This window comes from Micromonospora sp. NPDC005553, assembly GCF_042871765.1.
Classification (GTDB): Bacteria; Actinomycetota; Actinomycetes; order Mycobacteriales; family Micromonosporaceae; genus Micromonospora.
On the sequence record NZ_JBIAJD010000006.1, the window covers coordinates 426,525 to 443,341 of the forward strand.

Here is a 16,817-nt window from a genome sequence, read left to right on the forward strand (position 1 = left end):
GTTGTGGGGGAACGGGCGGGGACGGGGAAGGGGAGTGGGTCAGTGAGGGTTCTGGCGGCGATGTCGGGTGGGGTTGACTCGGCCGTGGCGGCGGCACGGGCGGTGGCGGCCGGGCACGAGGTGACCGGCGTACACCTGGCCCTCGCGCGCAACCCACAGACCTACCGGACCGGCGCGCGCGGCTGCTGCACCCTGGAGGACTCCCGGGACGCCCGGCGGGCGGCCGACGTGATCGGCATTCCGTTCTACGTGTGGGACATGGCCGACCGCTTCCACGAGGACGTGGTCGACGACTTCGTCGCCGAGTACGCCGCCGGTCGTACGCCGAACCCCTGCCTGCGCTGCAACGAGAAGATCAAGTTTGCGGCGGTGCTGGACCGGGCGGTGGCCCTGGGTTTCGACGCGGTGGTGACCGGGCACCACGCCCGGCTCGGCGCGGACGGGCTGCTGCGGCGCAGTGTCGACCTGGCCAAGGACCAGTCGTACGTGCTCGCCGTGCTCACCCGCGAGCAGCTCGACCGGTCGATCTTCCCGCTCGGTGACCTGACGAAGGCGCAGGTCCGTGCCGAGGCCGCCGAGCGTGGCCTGGCCGTGGCCGACAAGCCGGACTCACACGACATCTGCTTCATCGCCGACGGGGACACCCGCGGCTTCCTGGCCGGCCGGCTCGGCGAGGCACCCGGCGACGTGGTGGACGCCTCCACCGGCGCTGTCGTCGGCAGTCACAGCGGCGCGTACGCGTACACGGTGGGGCAGCGTCGCGGGTTGCACCTGGACCGGCCCGCCCCGGACGGTCGGCCACGCTACGTGCTCTCCATCACGCCGAAGACCAACACGGTGACTGTAGGCCCGGCCGAGGCCCTGGACGTGTCCGACGTGCACGCCGTACGTCCGGTCTGGACCGGCGGCGCCCGTCCGGACGCCCCGGTCGAGTGCGAGGTGCAGTTGCGCGCGCACGGCGACGTGGTGCCGGCGACCGTCGCCCTCGATGGTGACCGGCTGCACGCCGAGCTGCGCCGACCGGTACGCGGCGTCGCCGCCGGTCAGGCTCTGGTGGCGTACCGACCGGATCCGGCCGGCGACGTGGTCCTCGGCTCCGCGACCATCACCGGCTGACCGCACGGCCCGGGTGTTCGCGGGATAGCCTTCGCCCGTGACAGATCAGGCGTGGCCCTGGCCGGCCGGCGCGGCAACCGGAATCGGCTCGCTGCCCGGCACCGACATCGGCGAGGCTCAGCGGGTGGTCCTCGGTGAGCTTCCCGAGCTGCCCCACCTGCCCGAGTTGCCGGCCCGTGGCCCCGGAGCGGACATCATCGGCCGGTCCGCCGGACTGCTCGTCGAGCTGCCGGTCGAGGTGTACGCGGGGCGGTGGCGGGTCGCCCCACGCCCAGGCCGCGACCTGCGCCGGGCCCGCGACCTGATGGAACGCGACCTGGACCAGCTCGCCGAGCAGGCCGAGGGGTACGCCGGGCCGATGAAGGTGCAGGCCGCCGGCCCGCTCACGCTGGCCGCCTCGCTGGAGTTGCCGATCGGTGGTCGACTGTTGCGCGATCCCGGCGCGGTCCGCGACCTGACCGGCTCCCTCGCCGAAGGGCTGCGCGCGCACGTCGCGGCGGTCGCCCGCCGGCTGCCCCAGGCGTCGGTCCTGCTGCAACTGGACGAGCCGTCACTGCCGACGGTGCTGGCCGGGCGGGTGCCGACCGAGAGCGGGTTGGGCGCGTACCGGGCGGTCGACTCGGTGGACGCCGCCGCCCTGCTGCGCACTGTCGTCGAGGCGGTCGGCGTGCCGACGCTGGTGCACTGCTGCGCCCCGGACGTGCCGCTGGAGCTGATCCGCTCCGCCGGCGCCGTCGCGGTCGCCCTCGACCTGGACCTGGTCACCAAGCTCGACCCGCTGGGCGAGGCGATCGACGCCGGCCTCGGGTTGCTGGCCGGGGCCGCACCGACCCGGCCGCCGTCGGCCGGTGGCGCGCCGACCTCCGCGCAGATCGCCGAGCGGGTACGCCAGGTCTGGGACCGCCTCGGCTTCCCTCGTCGCCAACTCGCCCAACAGGTGGTGGTCACCCCGGCCTGCGGCCTCGCCGGCGCCACCCCGGAGTACGCGCGGACGGTGCTCGCCGCGTGCCGGGACGCCGGGCGGCGCCTCGCCGAGGACTGAGTTTTCCTGTCGTACCCGGTGGGCAGGATGACGGTCATGATTGGACAGCTGCGTTCAGTGGTGATCGACTGCCCGGATCCGCGGGCGTTGGCGGCGTTCTACGCCGAGTTGCTCGGCGTACCGTTCGCCGAGGGCGACTCCGATGACGACTGGGTGGTGCTGGGCGGCCCGCCCGGTCACCAGCCGCGCCTCGCCTTCCAACGGGCGCTCAACCTGCGCCCACCGGTTTGGCCGGATCCCGAGCGCCCACAGCAGTTCCACCTCGATGTGACGGTGGACGACATCGAGGCTGCCGAGAAGGCTGCGCTCGCGCTGGGTGCACGGCGGCTGCCAGGTGAGGGTGAGGGCTTCCGGGTCTACGCCGACCCGGCCGGCCACCCGTTCTGCCTCTGCTGGGACTAAGGCCTGTTTCCTGAGGGCGGTCGAGCCGAGGCGGTGTCCGGGCGGCGATCCGGCAAGGCGCGGTTTCGTCCGGATACCGGTGTTGTATCCGGACGAAACCGCAACGCCGCCGGTCGTCGTCCGGGCCCGGCGCAGGCCGGCCAGTTCTTAGGAAACAGGCCTTAGGGCGCTGGTTTCGGAAGAGCTGGCCGGACCGGCGTGGGTTGCGGCGGCCGGGCATCATGGCCGCCGTGATCCACACCTCTGCGCTTCGCGCCTCCGGTTCGCTCTTCGGCCTCGCCTACGGTGACGCGCTGGGCAAGCCGACCGAGTTCCTGACCGTCGCCGAGATCGAGCGCCGGTACGGCCCGACCGGTCCACGTGAGCTGGTCGGCGAGCCCGCACTGGTCACCGATGACACCCAGATGGCCCTGGCGGTGGGTTGGGCGCTGCACGAGGCGCCGTCGTTCACGCCGGAGGCGGTCGAGCCACTGCTGCGGCGACGCTTCCTCGCCTGGGCGGTCAGCCCGGACAACAACCGTGCCCCGGGCATGACCTGCCTGCGCGCCTGCGCCGAGCTGAGCCGTGGGGTGCGCTGGCAGGAGGCCACCGTGAGCGGGTCGAAGGGCTGCGGGGCCAACATGCGGGTCACCCCGGTCGGGTTGCTCGACGTGGACCTCGACACGCTCGCCGGGTTGGCGCAGTTGCAGGCCGGGCTGACCCACGGCCATCCGACCGGGCTGGCCGCCAGCGAACTGACCGCGTACGCGGTCTTCGTGCTGCGCGCGGGCGCCACCCTGCCTGAGGTGCCCGCGCTGCTCACCGAGCGGGCGCTCGCCCAACGTGGGATCTACCGGGAGCGGTGGCTGGGCGACCTCTGGCAGCGCCCGGGGGTCGGCTCGCCGGAGGAGTTCATCGCGCGAGGCTGGGACGAGTGCCTGGCGGTGCTGGGCCGACTGACAGACACACTGGCGCAGCCGGACGACGGTGGTGACCCGTGCCGGGCCACCGGGGAGGGCTGGGTGGCCGAGGAGGCGCTGGCCACCGCGTTGCTCTGCGCCGTACGGCACGCCGACGACCCGGTCGCGGCACTGGCACGGGGCGCAACCACCGCCGGCGACTCCGACTCGATCGCCGCCCTGGCCGGCGCGTTCGTGGGCGCGGCCGTCGGCATGACCGCCTGGCCGCGCGAATGGGTCAACCGCATCGAGTACGCGGACCAGCTCGCCACACTCGGCGCGACCTGGGACTGACCCGGCCCGGCCGGCGCGGTCTGCCCCGGCCGGCGCGGTCTGCCCCGGCCGGCGCGGTCTGCCCCGGCCGGCGCGGCTGGGGCGGTCTGCCCCGACCGGCCCCGCTGGGGCGGTCTGCCCCGACCCGCGCGGCCGGGCACGCGGCTCATGATCAACTCGGGGTTCCTGCAAACCGGGGCATCCGGGAGCTCAGGACACCGCGACTTTCAGGAACCCGAGTCGATCATGGTTGGCGGGCGGGCATGAAGGCGGTCGAGGGTGGTCGGCGGGCGGCCACGGGGGGTGGTCAGGAGGTGGGGAGGTGGCGCAGGCTGCGGACCTTCCGCCACAGGTCCGCGTCGCAGCGGCCGGCGTGGTCGGCGAAGGCGGCCGAGTTGAGTCGGATCGGCTCGGTGAGGCTGAGGTAACTGTCGTGCTCCGCGCCCGGGTCCCAGTCCCGGGTGGGAATCCGCACGTGGTCGTCCCGGTCGCTCTTGTCCTGGCTGGTGATCTTCAGGACGTCGGCGCCCCGGGAGTCGGCGCGCAGCACCAGGCACGGGCGCACCTTCGACCCGGTGCCATCGGCGTACGGCACGTCGGCCCACCAGATCTCGCCGGCCGCCGGGGCGTCGCCGTGCCGGTCGGTGTCGCGCGAGCGGGGTTTGGTGGAGGGCCGTTCGGCGCCACGGGGCCGCGGCGGGGTGGAACGACGGCCACCGGCGTCGCCCCGATCCGGCCGTGTGCCCGGACGCCGGTTGGCCACCCGGTGCCGCCAACTGTTCCACGCCCAGCCGGCGGCCACGGCCAGCAGGATCGCCACCGCCCAGAGCAGTGCCTCGCGCATCCGTACCTCCGCGTCCCGGCGACCCGCCGGTCGCACCGTCCGGCGATCCTTGCACGTCGCCGCCCGTGCCGCCCGCCAACCACACCGCCGCCGCTCCGCCGGCGCCGATCTTGCAGTTTCGGTTGCCGAAACGAGCGGAACGCCCCTTATATCGCGACAGCAAATGCAAGATCGCGGGAAGGGTGGATCAACTGGCCATGGGACGCGGCTGAGGGCGGGGTCGCTTCGGGCGCGGGTGGGCGACGGATTGTCCCACCGGCCCGATACGGTGCCGGAGTAGCGTGATCAGGGAGGTCGCAGGCGTGTCCGAAGGTGGCGGTGTGTCCGAGGAGCAGATCGGTCAGCAGGTCAGCCCGGCGCAGGAGGCGGCGGCCGGGGCTGAGCCGACGCCGCAGGCCAGGGAACGGCACGCCGCGCTCAGTCAGGAGTTGACCGAGCACCAGTACCGCTACTACGTGCTGGACACGCCGACCATCCCCGACGCCGATTTCGACAGGCAGTTGCGCGAGCTGGAGGCACTGGAGGAGGAGTTCCCGGCGCTGCGGACGCCCGATTCGCCGACCCAGCGGGTGGGTGGCACGTTCTCCACCGACTTCACCCCGGTCACCCATGCCGAACGGATGCTCTCGCTCGACAACGCCTTCGCCGACGAGGAGTTGGCAGCCTGGGCCGAGCGGGTCGAACGGGACGCGGGCGGTCCGGTGCCCTACCTGTGCGAGCTGAAGGTCGACGGGCTGGCGATCAACCTGACCTACGAGAACGGCCGGCTGGTCCGGGCCGCCACCCGGGGCGACGGGCGCACCGGTGAGGACGTCACGGCAAACGTGCGCAGCATTCGGGACGTGCCCAGCCAGCTCGTCGCGTCCGCCGAATTCCCGGACGTCCCCGAGCTGGTGGAGGTCCGGGGCGAGATCTACTTCCCGATCGCGGCGTTCGCCGATCTCAACGCGGGTCTGGTGGAGCAGGGCAGGGCGCCCTTCGCCAACCCCCGCAACGCCGCCGCCGGCAGCCTGCGACAGAAGGATCCACGGGTCACCGCCACCCGGCCGTTGCGCCTGGTGGTGCACGGCATCGGCGCCCGCCGGGGGTTCCAGCCCACGGCGCAGTCCGAGTCGTACGCGGCACTCAGGTCGTGGGGGTTGCCGACCAGCGACCGGTGGCGGGTCGTCCCGGATCTGGCCGGCGTGGCGGAGTTCATCGCCTACTACGCCGAGCACCGGCACGACGTCGAGCACGAGATCGACGGCGTGGTGGTCAAGGTCGATCCGGTCTCCATCCAGGGCCGGCTCGGGTCGACCAGTCGTGCCCCCCGCTGGGCGATCGCCTTCAAGTACCCGCCGGAGGAGGTCACCACCAAGCTGCTCGACATCGACGTCAACGTGGGGCGCACCGGGCGGGTCACCCCGTTCGCCGTGCTCGAGCCGGTGCGCGTGGCCGGTTCCACAGTCGCGCTCGCGACCCTGCACAACGCCCGCGAGGTGGAGCGCAAGGGGGTGCTGATCGGCGACACGGTGGTGCTGCGCAAGGCCGGCGACGTGATCCCCGAGGTGCTCGGCCCGGTGGTGGACCTGCGGCCCGCCGACGCCCGGCCGTTCGTCATGCCGACCAGTTGCCCGGCCTGCGGCACCCCGCTCGCGCCCTCGAAGGAGGGCGACGTGGACATCCGTTGCCCCAACACCCGCAGCTGCCCGGCGCAGTTGCGGGAGCGGGTGTTCCACCTCGCCGGTCGGGGTGGCTTCGACATCGAGGTGCTCGGCTACAAGGGCGCCGCCGCCCTGCTCGATGCGGAGATCATCAGCGACGAGGGCGACCTCTTCCACCTCGACGCCGAGCAGCTGTCCCGGTCGCCGTTCTTCGTCAACAAGGACGGCAGCCTGGGCACCAACGCCACCAAGTTGCTGGACAATCTCGCTGTCGCCCGGGAACGGGACCTGTGGCGGGTGCTGGTGGCGCTCTCCATCCGGCACGTCGGCCCGACCGCTGCCCAGGCGCTCGCCCGGCACTTCCGCTCGATGGACGCCATCGACGCGGCCACCGAGGAGGAGCTGTCCTCCGTCGACGGCGTCGGGCCGACCATCGCCGCCAGCATCCGGGAATGGTTCGCTGTGGACTGGCACCGCGAGGTCGTCCGCAAGTGGGCCGAGGCCGGCGTACGGATGGCGGAGGAGGCCGTCGACGAGGGGCCGCGCCCGCTGGAGGGGTTGACTGTGGTGGTGACCGGCACCCTCGCCGGCTATTCGCGCGACCAGGCCGCCGAGGCCGTGCAGAGCCGGGGCGGCAAGGTCAGCGGGTCGGTCTCCAAGAAGACGAGCTTCGTGGTGGTGGGTGACAACCCCGGGTCGAAGGCCGACAAGGCCGTCAGTCTCAAGGTGCCGGTGCTCGACGAGGACGGGTTCCGGCTCCTGCTGGACGCGGGCCCGGACGCCGCGCGCGAGGTCGCTCAGCTGGGGGACTGACCCGGCCGGTGGCTGGGCGCGGCGACTGGCCGCGTATACCAACTTAATTACGACTACGACCGATTCGTGACTGTCATACCGGGAAACTGGGGGCCGAGGGCGTTTCATTGGGTCACGGCGCGCGCACCGGCACGCCGATGGTCGGTCGGGAGGTGTGGTGGAGGTCGCCGACCCACGCAACTCGCTTCCTGCGGGACGGGTCGCACCGTTCGCCGCCTTCGTCGCCGGCATCCTGGCGGTGGCCGCGCTGACCGCCGCCGTTCCACTCGCGACGCTCCCCGATGAGTTGCCCGACCTGCCGGTGGCGTTCTGGACGATGGCCGCGCTCGCTGTGGTCTGCGACGCGCGTCCGTTCGTGCCACCGGGGCGCCGGCAGACGTCGGCGGTGTTCCCGTCCACCTGCTTCACCTTCGCGATCCTGCTCGGCTGGGGTCTCGGCCCGGCGGTGGTGGTGCAGGCGGTGGGCGTCGTCGTCTCGGGTTGGCGGATGCGGCACGCCGCGTGGCGCACGGCGTTCAACGTCGGCCAGTACGCGTGTGCCCTCGCCGCCGCGTACGGGGTGATCCAGCTCGGCTCGGGCACCATCTTCTCCGGCGGGCGCTTGCACTGGACCGACGTGGCCGCCGTCGGGGGCGCCGCGTTGGCCTGGTTCGTCGTCAACTACGGGTTGGTCAGCTGGGCGGTGCGGCTGCGTTTCGGGGACCGGTGGTGGCCCACCCTCCGCCAGGGCCTCGGCTTCGAGTTGCTCTCCACCGGCTCGCTGCTGCTGCTCGCCCCGGTGCTGGTCGCGGCGGCGCAGATCAGCGCCGCGCTGATCCCGCTGGTGCTGGTGCCGCTCTTCGCCGTCTACCGGATGGCGCGGTTGACCAACGAACAGCAGCAGCTCGCCGCCGCCGACCCGCTGACAGGTCTGCCCAACCGCAAGGCGCTGCTGGCCGAGGTGGCCGAGCAGGTGCACCTGCACGCCGAGCGGACCGCCCGCGGCGAACCCGACGGGCAGCTCGCGCTCCTGCTGATCGACCTGGACCGCTTCAAGAACGTCAACGACGCCCTCGGCCACGCCGTGGGCGACCGGCTGCTGGTCGAGGTGAGCGCCCGGCTGACCGACATGCAGCCCCGACCACAGATGATCGCCCGGCTCGGCGGTGACGAGTTCGCGATCGTGATGACCGGGCTGACCGATGTCGCTCAGGCGCGGGAGTTGGCCGACCGGGTGGTCCAGGCGCTGGCCGAGCCGGTGCCGCTCGACGGGCTGCCGTTGGACGTGGGCGGGTCGATCGGAATCGCCCTCTTCCCCGAGCACGGTGAGGACTTCGCCACCCTGATGCGCCACGCCGACGTGGCGATGTACGACGCCAAGCACCGCAACGACACGGTCTCCGTGTACGCCCCGGAGTCCGACCACAACTCCGCCGAGCGACTCGGCCTCCTCGCCGACCTGCGGCGCGTACTGGAAGCCAGCCCGTCGACCGAGTTGCCGGCAGAGGCCGAAGCGGCAGCCCAGGAGGAGGACACGCAGCCGGACAGCAACGGCCGGCACAGCGGGCCGAGCGACGCCGAGCGGACTGCCGACGTACCCCTTGTCGCGTCGGCGGAGGTGCGCGGCGGTGACGGGGCGGCGCTGCCCACCGGCGCGCCGGCCGAGGGCGCGCTGCCCACCGCGGCGTCGGACCGGTCCGCGCCAGCGGCGGACCCGGCGTCAGCGGTCGCCACAGCACGGCCGGGAGCTGCCCGGTGGTGGGCCCGCCGTCGGCACACCGACACCGACCTGGTGCACTCCGATGAGCTGATCAACCGGATCGCCACCGGAGCCGACCCGATCCGGGGCCGCAACGCCCGTGCCACTGTCGCCGGCACCCGTTCCGGCTCGACCCGGGAGCGGCGCGCCGGGGGCGGGATCGGCCGGCGGTCCCCGAACGGGAGCGCGCTGGGCAGGGGTCGCACCGGGGCGCGGCGGGACGTCGGGCCGGGTACACCCGGGCAGCCGCTCGAACCGACCGGGTGGGCACACGCGGACGAGGAGCCGGCCGACGACGCCGGGGAAATCACCATGTACTACCAGCCGCAGATCGCCATCGCGACCGGCGAGGTGGTCGGCGTCGAGGCGCTGCTGCGGTGGCGGCACCCCCGTCGGGGCATGGTCGACCCGGAGGAACTGATCCGGGTCGCCGAGCAGAGCGCCGTGATGCGACTGCTCACCCGTCGTGTCGTCGACGACGTGGTGGAGCAGCTCGCCAAGTGGTCGGCGGCCGGCATCGGCCTGCGTGCGGCGCTGAACGTGAGCGTCCGTGACCTGCACACCGGCGAGATCGCCGACCAGATCGCCGACCGGCTGGCCCGCTACGGGGTGCCGGCCGAGCGGCTTCAGGTCGAGATCACCGAGGGTGCGTTGATGGCCGACCCGCGTCGGGTGCTGGCCACCATCTCCCGGCTGCACCGGATCGGGGTGGCCATCGCGCTCGACGACTTCGGCACCGGCTACTCCTCGCTCCAGCACCTGCGCCGGTTGCCGCTGTCCGAGGTGAAGGTGGACAGGTCGTTCGTCCTCGGCATGGCCGACGACACCGACGACGCGGCGATCGTCCGGTCGATGATCGAGCTGGCCGGCGCGCTGGGGCTGCGCGTGGTGGCCGAGGGTGTCGAGGACGAACGGACCTGGCGGATGCTGCACGCCGCCGGCTGCGACGCCGCGCAGGGCTGGTTCTACGCCCGGCCGATGCCGGCCGAGGAGTTGGTCACCTGGCTGACCCGGTACCGGCCGGTCCGGCCGACCGGCGGGCACCCGCAGCCGGATGCCGCTCGCCGCCCCACCCGTTGACCCGGCGCGAGTGCCGCTGGAGGGGGAGTCGGGGACGCGGCACCGGAGCGGAACAATAGACTCGCTCCGGTCACCGCGTGTCACGCTCCACCTGTCGCGCGGCCGGCACACCGCCCGACCAGCAGGAATTCAGAAGGGGGCACGGATGGCCGCCATCTCCCGCGAGGAGGTCGCGCACCTGGCGCGCCTGTCGCGGCTCGCCGTCACCGAGGAGGAGCTGGACACGTTCGCCGGCCAGCTCGACGTGATCCTCCAGGCGGTCGCCCAGGTCGGCGAGGTCGCCGCCGCGGACATCCCGCCGACCTCGCACTCGGTGCCGCTGACGAACGTCTTCCGCGAGGACGTCGTCACGCCGTGCCTGACCCCGGAGGAAGCGCTGTCGGGCGCGCCCGACGCCGAGGACCAGCGGTTCCGCGTACCGCGGATCCTGACCGAGGATGTGGCCTCATGAGCGACTTGATCAGCATGACCGCGACGGAGATCGCGAGCCTGGTCGCCGGGGGCGAGACCTCGGCCGTCGAGGTGACCCAGGCGCACCTGGATCGGATCGCCGCGGTCGACGACCGTGTGCACGCCTTCCTGCACGTCGACACCGAGGGCGCGCTCGCCGCTGCCCGCGCGGTGGACGAGCGCCGGGCCGCCGGCGAGGAGTTGGGCCCGCTCGCGGGTGTGCCGGTCGCGGTCAAGGACGTGCTCGCCACCCGGGGCATCCCGACCACCGTGGGGTCGAAGATCCTGGAGGGCTGGCGCCCGCCGTACGACGCGACGATCGTGCAGCGGCTGCGGGAGGCCGGCACGGTGATGCTCGGCAAGACCAACATGGACGAGTTCGCGATGGGCTCGTCCACCGAGTACTCGGCGTACGGCCCGACGCACAACCCGTGGGACCTGAGCCGGATCCCCGGTGGTTCGGGTGGTGGCAGCGCTGCCGCGTTGGCCGCGTACGAGGCGCCGCTGGCGATCGGCTCGGACACCGGCGGCTCGATCCGTCAGCCCGGCGCGGTCACCGGCACCGTGGGCGCGAAGCCCACCTACGGCGGCACGTCCCGGTACGGGCTGGTGGCCTTCTCCTCGTCGCTGGACACTCCGGGCCCGTGTGCCCGCGACGTGCTCGACGCGGCCCTGCTGCACCAGGTGATCGGCGGGCACGACCCGCGTGACTCCACCTCCATCCCGCAGCCGGTGCCGGACGTGGTGGCGGCGGCGAAGCTCGGCGCTACGGGTGACCTGACCGGTGTGCGGCTGGGCATCGTGAGCGAGTTCGTGGGCGAGGGTGCCGAGCCGGGCGTGATGGCCGCGTTCCGTGAGTCGGTGGACGCCCTGACCAAGATGGGTGCCGAGGTCGTCGAGGTGTCCTGCCCGACGTTCGCGTACGCCCTGCCGGCGTACTACCTGATCGCCCCGAGCGAGTGTTCCTCCAACCTGGCGCGGTTCGACGGTGTCCGGTTCGGCCTGCGGGTCGGCGACGACGGCAACCGGTCGCTGGAGGAGGTCATGTCGCTGACCCGCGAGGCCGGCTTCGGCCCGGAGGTCAAGCGCCGGATCATGATCGGCACGTACGCGCTGTCGTCGGGTTACTACGACGCGTACTACGGGCAGGCGCAGAAGGTCCGGACGCTGATCACCCGGGACTTCACTGCCGCGTTCGAGCGGGTCGACGCGCTGATCTCGCCGACCACCCCGTCGGTGGCGTTCCCGATGGGTGCGCGGACCGCCGACCCGTACCAGATGTACCTGGCCGACCTTTACACGATTCCGACGAACCTGTACGGCGGGCCGGGCATCTCGGTGCCGTGTGGGCTCTCCGAGGGGCTGCCGGTCGGTCTGCAGGTGATGGCCCCGACGATGGCCGACGACCGGATGTACCGGGTCGCCGCCGCGTTGGAGTCGGCGATCGGCACGTTCACCCCGCCGGCGCTGTAGATCGGATGTCACCGCATCGGCGCCGGGGAGATGTTCCCCGGCGCCGATCGCGCGTCTGCATGGGTTGGGTGTCGGTCAGGGCTGGTTCGGCGGCGCGGCGAGGTAGCGGCGGGCCTCCCGCAGACCACGCCAGCGCCACCAGGCGGCGCCTCCCCAGAGCAGGATCAGCAGCGCGGCCAGCAGGCGGCCGAACGGACGGCCCGGGCTCACCAGGGGCCCCACCTGGGTGAGGAGACCTCCGGCGAACAGCAGCAGCAGCCAGCGTTGACTGACCCGGGTTCGAGCCTCCTTGCGGGCAAGCGCGTCCAGGCGAGGGTCGTCGGTGGACCCGTCTCGTAGCGCCTGTGCGATCCGCCGCCTCGTCGCCGGGCCGGCGACGGCCGTCCGGGGCATCCGCCTGAGCAGCCGGCGGCCGAAGGTAAGGGCCACGACCGCGCCGACCAGCGACGGGATCAGTATCATCGCGAACGCCGCGAGGAGGTCGGGCAGCCCGACATCGCCGTCGGTCATCGCGGCGGTGCCCATCACGGCCGCGCCGACCACGACGAGCGCGGCGACGGCGTAGGTGCTGCGGTCCCGCCTCTGCGTCACCTGCTCATCGGCGGCACGTCCCTCGGCGGTCACTGCCGCCCCCGCTCCGCACGCCGCCTGTTCAGCAGGCGCACCACGGCGTACGCGATCGCCACCGCCACCACCCCGGGCAGCACCAAGCCGAGCACCAACGCGGCGGCCGAGTCCGGGTTTCGGTCCTCTCCGGCGGCGAACCAGCTGATCAGGCTGACCACGACGGCCACCGCCCACACCGCGACCACAGCGAGGATCACCGGCCCGGCCCGCACTCCTGACTCTCTCCCCGTATTCGTCATCGCCGTTCCCTACCCCACCGTCGACGACGCCACGCGCCCCTGACGAAACCCGCCCGAGGATTGATCGGACAACCCCATTAGGCTGGACAGGTTCTGTCCGGATCGCGCCTGGAGCGTCTCATGACCACGACACTGCCCGCGTACGACGAGGTCGTTGCGCGCTTCGAACCGGTGATCGGCCTGGAGACCCACGTCGAGCTGGGCACGAACACCAAGATGTGGTGCGGTTGCCCGACCGACTTCGGCGGCGAGCCGAACACCCGGGTCTGCCCGGTGTGCCTGGGCCTGCCCGGGTCGCTGCCGGTGGCCAACAAGGCGGCCATCGAGGCGATCATCCGGATCGGCCTGGCGTTGAACTGCTCGATCGCCGAGTGGTGCCGGTTCGCCCGGAAGAACTACTTCTACCCGGACATGCCGAAGAACTTCCAGATCAGCCAGTACGACGAGCCGATCTGCGTCGACGGTTACCTGGACGTCGAGGTGGGCGGCGAGACGGTGCGGATCGAGATCGAGCGGGTGCACCTCGAGGAGGACACCGGCAAGACGCTGCACGTCGGCGGCGCCACCGGCCGCATCCACGGGGCGACGGAGTCGCTCGTCGACTACAACCGGGCCGGCATCCCGCTGGTCGAGATCGTCACCAAGCCGATCACGGGCACCGGTGCGCTCGCCCCCGAGGTGGCCAAGGCGTACGTCGCCGAGCTGCGGGACGTGATCCGCACCCTGGGCGTCTCCGACGTGCGGATGGAGGAGGGGTCGCTGCGGTGCGACGTGAACACCTCGCTCAACCTGCCGGGCGCGGAGTGGGGCACCCGTACGGAGACGAAGAACGTCAACTCGCTGCGGTCGGTGGAGCGGGCGGTCCGCTCGGAGATGCTGCGGCAGGCGTCGGTGCTGGACGCGGGCGGCCGGATCACCCAGGAGACGCGTCACTTCCACGAGGACACCGGTGACACCACCCCGGGTCGCTCGAAGGAGACGGCCACCGACTACCGGTACTTCCCCGAGCCGGATCTGGTGCCGATCGCCCCGGACCCGGCGTGGGTCGCCGAGCTGAAGGCCGCCCTGCCGGAGCTGCCCCGGGTGCACCGGCGTCGCCTCCAGGAGCAGTGGGGCCTTTCCGACCTGGACATGCAGTCGGTGTTGAACGCTGGCGCGGTCGAGCTGATCGAGGCCACCGTGGCTGCCGGCACCACCCCGGCGGCGGCCCGCAAGTGGTGGCTGGGTGAGCTGTCCCGCCGGGCCAACGAGAGCGGTGTGGAGCTGGCCGAGATCGGTGCCACCCCCGCCCAGGTCGCCGAGCTTCAGGGTCTGGTCGACGCCGGCAAGCTGAACGACAAGATGGCCCGCACGGTGCTGGAGGGCGTGGTCGACGGTGAGGGTTCGCCCACCGAGATCATGACCAGCCGGGGCCTGGAGGTCGTGTCGGACACCGGCGCGCTCACCGCCGCCGTTGACGAGGCGATCGCCGCGAACCCCGGCATCGCCGACAAGATCCGCAGTGGCAAGGTCGCGGCGGTCGGCGCGCTGGTCGGCGCGGTCATGAAGACCACCCGTGGTCAGGCCGACGCGAAGACGCTGCGTGAGCTGATCCTGGAGCGCCTCGGCGTCCAGGGCTGACCCGACGCCCCAGCGTCCAGGACTGACCCGACGCCCCCAGCGTCGATCATGAGGTTGACGGCGGTTGGAAGATCGACTACTGCCGTCAACCTCATGATCAACATGTACCGCACCCCTCGCGAGGGCGTCAACGGCGACGCCTGGATGGAGTTACCGTGGCCCGGCACGACCTTGATGTTCTCGACGAGATCCAGCGGCGGGTGCTCTGGCTCGCCACCCGGATCGTGGACGCCGCCAATCATGACCGGGCCACCGGCGACGGTGTGAAGGTCGGCGGCCATCAGGCGTCCAGCGCCTCGCTGGTCACGGCGATGACAGCGCTCTGGTTCGCGCACCTGGACGCCGAGGACCGGGTCGCCGTGAAGCCGCACGCGTCTCCGGTGTTCCACGCCATCCAGTACCTGCTCGGCAACCTGGACCGCTCCTACCTACCCCGGCTGCGGGCCCGCGGCGGCCTCCAGTCGTACCCGTCGCGCACCAAGGACCCGGACGCTGTGGACTTCTCCACCGGGTCGGTGGGCCTGGGGGCTGCCGCGCCGCTCTTCGCCGCCGCCACCCGGCGGTACGTCGACGCGCACTTCGGGGCCCGCCCGCACTCCCGGTTCGTGGCGCTGATCGGCGACGCCGAGCTGGACGAGGGAAACATCTGGGAGGCGGTGGCCGACCCGGCAACCACCGGGCTGGGCAACGTCATGTGGCTCGTCGACTTCAACCGCCAGTCGCTGGACCGGGTGGTCCCCGGCATCCGGATCAACCAGTGGCGGGGCCAGTTCGAGGCGGCCGGCTGGCACGTCGTGGAGGTCAAGTACGGCCGTAAGCTCGCCGAGGCGTACGCCCGGCCGGGCGGTGAGGCGCTGCGCGACTGGATCGACGCGATGCCCAACGAGCAGTACCAGTCGCTGTTCGGGCTGGTCGGGCCGGCCCTGCGCAAGCAGTTCCTGGACGGCGCGCCGGCCGGGATCGCCGAGTTGATCGCCGGCATCGACGACGAGGACCTCGGCCCGCTCGTCACCGACCTGGGCGGGCACGACCTTCAGGCGATGCTCGACGCGTACGCCCAGTGCGACGCGGTCACCGACCGGCCCAGCGTCGTCTTCGCGTACACGGTGAAGGGTTGGGGGTTGCCCATCGCCGGCAACCCGCGCAACCATTCCGCGTTGCTCAGCTCGGAGCAGGTCGACACGCTGCGCGCCGCGCAGGGGTTGACCGCCGAGACAGAGTGGGACCGCCTCGACCCGGCGTCACCCGCCGGGATCCAGGCCGGCGCCCGCCGGGAGGCGCTGTCCCGCGCGCCGCGCGAGCGTGCGCTGGGGGTCACCGTTCCGGAAAGCACAGGAGTACGCGCAACCAAGCCGATCTCCACCCAGGAGGTCTTCGGTCGGGTGCTGGTGGACCTGGCGCGCGACCGGGAGGTGGGCCGCTACCTGGTCACCACAGCCCCGGACGTGGCCACCTCCACCAACCTCGCCGGGTTCATCAACAAGACCGGGGTGTTCGCCCCCACCGAGCAGCGTTCCTGGACCGAGGACCGGATGCTGCGCTGGACCGAGAGCCCCGCTGGGCAGCACATCGAGCTGGGCATCTCGGAGATGAACCTGTTCCTGCTGCTCGGTCAGCTCGGGCTGTCCTGGGACCTGTCCGGGCAGCCGCTGCTACCGGTGGGCACCGTCTACGACCCGTTCGTGCTGCGCGGCCTGGACGCGTTCCTGTACGGCACGTACTCCGGCTCCCGGTTCGTGGTGGCCGGCACCCCGTCGGGCATCACCCTCGCCCCGGAGGGCGGCGCCCACCAGTCCACGATCACCGCGTCGGTCGGCCTGGAGCTGCCCGGGGTGACCTTCATCGAGCCGGCGTACGCGGCCACCCTCGACTGGCTGCTCTGCGACGCGCTCGGTCAGATCGCCGGTGGGTCGGCTCCGGCCGCCACCGCCGCACCCGCCGAGGACGGTGCGTACTACTTCCGGTTGAGCACCCGACCGGTGGACCAGGCGCCGTTCGAGGCGGCCCGGGCGCGGCTCGGCGACGCGGTGCTGCGCCGGCAGGTCGTCGCCGGGGCGTACCGGCTGGTCGACGCGCACCAGGCGTACCCGCACCTGGTCGACGCCCCGGTGGTGCAGCTGGCCGCCTCCGGCGCGGTGCTGCCCGAGGTGCTCGCCGCCGCTGCGGAGCTGGCCGACGAGGGCGTCGCCGCGCACGTGGTGGACGTGACCTCGCTGGACCGGCTCTACCGGGCCTGGCAGCGCACCCTTCGCCAGGGCGTGCGGACGGCCACGGTGCCCAGCGTTCCGGGCGCGTTGCGGTCCGCGTTCGCCGATCGGGTGCCGGTGGTGTCGGTGCACGACGCCGCGTCGCACGCGATGGCCTGGCTCGGTTCGGCGGTCGGCGCACCGGCGGTGCCGCTCGGTGTGGACGAGTTCGGCCAGTCCGGCAGCGTCGCCGAGCTGTACGAACTGCACGACCTGCTGCCTGGCAGCATCGTCAACGCCGCCCTGGCCGCCATCGCCCTGCGCTGACCCGCC

The 16,817-nt window shown here is 72.5% G+C and carries 13 protein-coding genes; 10 read left to right on the forward strand and 3 right to left on the reverse strand.

Annotated elements, in window-relative coordinates:
* Window positions 1-42 precede the first annotated feature (42 nt).
* The 4 genes from mnmA (at window position 43) to ACFYPG_RS25880 (ending at window position 3,792) form a co-directional block, all read left to right on the forward strand.
* Window positions 43-1,116, forward strand: a complete 1,074-nt coding sequence (gene mnmA, locus ACFYPG_RS25865) for a tRNA 2-thiouridine(34) synthase MnmA (RefSeq protein WP_355005351.1) — start codon at window positions 43-45, stop codon at window positions 1,114-1,116.
* A 37-nt stretch (window positions 1,117-1,153) separates the two neighbouring features.
* Complete coding sequence (locus ACFYPG_RS25870) at window positions 1,154-2,158, forward strand: methionine synthase (protein ID WP_387354150.1); 1,005 nt, start codon at window positions 1,154-1,156, stop codon at window positions 2,156-2,158.
* Window positions 2,159-2,194: 36 nt separating this feature from the next.
* Window positions 2,195-2,560 (forward strand): VOC family protein, encoded by a 366-nt coding sequence (locus ACFYPG_RS25875; RefSeq protein WP_355005349.1) that lies wholly within the window; start codon window positions 2,195-2,197, stop codon window positions 2,558-2,560.
* Window positions 2,561-2,781: 221 nt separating this feature from the next.
* A complete protein-coding gene (locus ACFYPG_RS25880; RefSeq protein WP_387354151.1) occupies window positions 2,782-3,792 on the forward strand; it encodes an ADP-ribosylglycohydrolase family protein in 1,011 nt (336 codons plus the stop codon).
* A gap of 286 nt (window positions 3,793-4,078) precedes the next feature.
* On the opposite strand, the gene ACFYPG_RS25885 is transcribed toward ACFYPG_RS25880, so the two are convergent.
* Complete coding sequence (locus ACFYPG_RS25885; RefSeq protein WP_387354152.1) at window positions 4,079-4,651, reverse strand: type II toxin-antitoxin system PemK/MazF family toxin; 573 nt, start codon at window positions 4,649-4,651, stop codon at window positions 4,079-4,081.
* A 284-nt stretch (window positions 4,652-4,935) separates the two neighbouring features.
* Between ACFYPG_RS25885 and ligA the strand changes: the two genes are divergently transcribed.
* The 4 genes from ligA to gatA all read left to right on the forward strand — a co-directional run bounded on the left by ligA (window position 4,936) and on the right by gatA (window position 11,812).
* Window positions 4,936-7,071, forward strand: coding sequence for an NAD-dependent DNA ligase LigA (gene ligA / locus ACFYPG_RS25890; protein WP_355005346.1), 2,136 nt, complete (start codon window positions 4,936-4,938; stop codon window positions 7,069-7,071).
* A gap of 157 nt (window positions 7,072-7,228) precedes the next feature.
* On the forward strand, window positions 7,229-9,889 hold the full coding sequence (locus ACFYPG_RS25895) for a putative bifunctional diguanylate cyclase/phosphodiesterase (RefSeq protein ID WP_387354153.1): 2,661 nt from the start codon (window positions 7,229-7,231) through the stop codon (window positions 9,887-9,889).
* 145 nt (window positions 9,890-10,034) lie between these two features.
* Entirely contained in the window at window positions 10,035-10,340 is a 306-nt protein-coding gene (gene gatC, locus ACFYPG_RS25900) for an Asp-tRNA(Asn)/Glu-tRNA(Gln) amidotransferase subunit GatC (protein WP_354889995.1), read from the forward strand.
* Window positions 10,337-11,812: an Asp-tRNA(Asn)/Glu-tRNA(Gln) amidotransferase subunit GatA gene (gene gatA, locus ACFYPG_RS25905; RefSeq protein ID WP_387354154.1), complete on the forward strand. Its 1,476-nt coding sequence runs from the start codon at window positions 10,337-10,339 to the stop codon at window positions 11,810-11,812. The genes gatC and gatA overlap by 4 nt, the downstream gene beginning before the upstream one ends.
* Before the next feature lie 75 nt (window positions 11,813-11,887).
* Here gatA and ACFYPG_RS25910 read toward each other — a convergent pair whose 3' ends face one another.
* Window positions 11,888-12,436 (reverse strand): hypothetical protein, encoded by a 549-nt coding sequence (locus ACFYPG_RS25910; protein ID WP_387354155.1) that lies wholly within the window; start codon window positions 12,434-12,436, stop codon window positions 11,888-11,890.
* On the reverse strand, window positions 12,433-12,678 hold the full coding sequence (locus ACFYPG_RS25915; protein ID WP_387354156.1) for a hypothetical protein: 246 nt from the start codon (window positions 12,676-12,678) through the stop codon (window positions 12,433-12,435). The genes ACFYPG_RS25910 and ACFYPG_RS25915 overlap by 4 nt, the downstream gene beginning before the upstream one ends.
* A 120-nt stretch (window positions 12,679-12,798) precedes the next feature.
* Between ACFYPG_RS25915 and gatB the strand changes: the two genes are divergently transcribed.
* Together gatB and ACFYPG_RS25925 are read left to right on the forward strand one after the other, a co-directional pair.
* The gene (gene gatB / locus ACFYPG_RS25920) at window positions 12,799-14,298 is read left to right on the forward strand and encodes an Asp-tRNA(Asn)/Glu-tRNA(Gln) amidotransferase subunit GatB (RefSeq protein ID WP_145785165.1); all 1,500 of its coding nucleotides are present in this window, start codon (window positions 12,799-12,801) and stop codon (window positions 14,296-14,298) included.
* Between the two features lie 155 nt (window positions 14,299-14,453).
* Window positions 14,454-16,811, forward strand: a complete 2,358-nt coding sequence (locus ACFYPG_RS25925; protein WP_387354157.1) for a pyruvate dehydrogenase — start codon at window positions 14,454-14,456, stop codon at window positions 16,809-16,811.
* Window positions 16,812-16,817 lie beyond the last annotated feature (6 nt).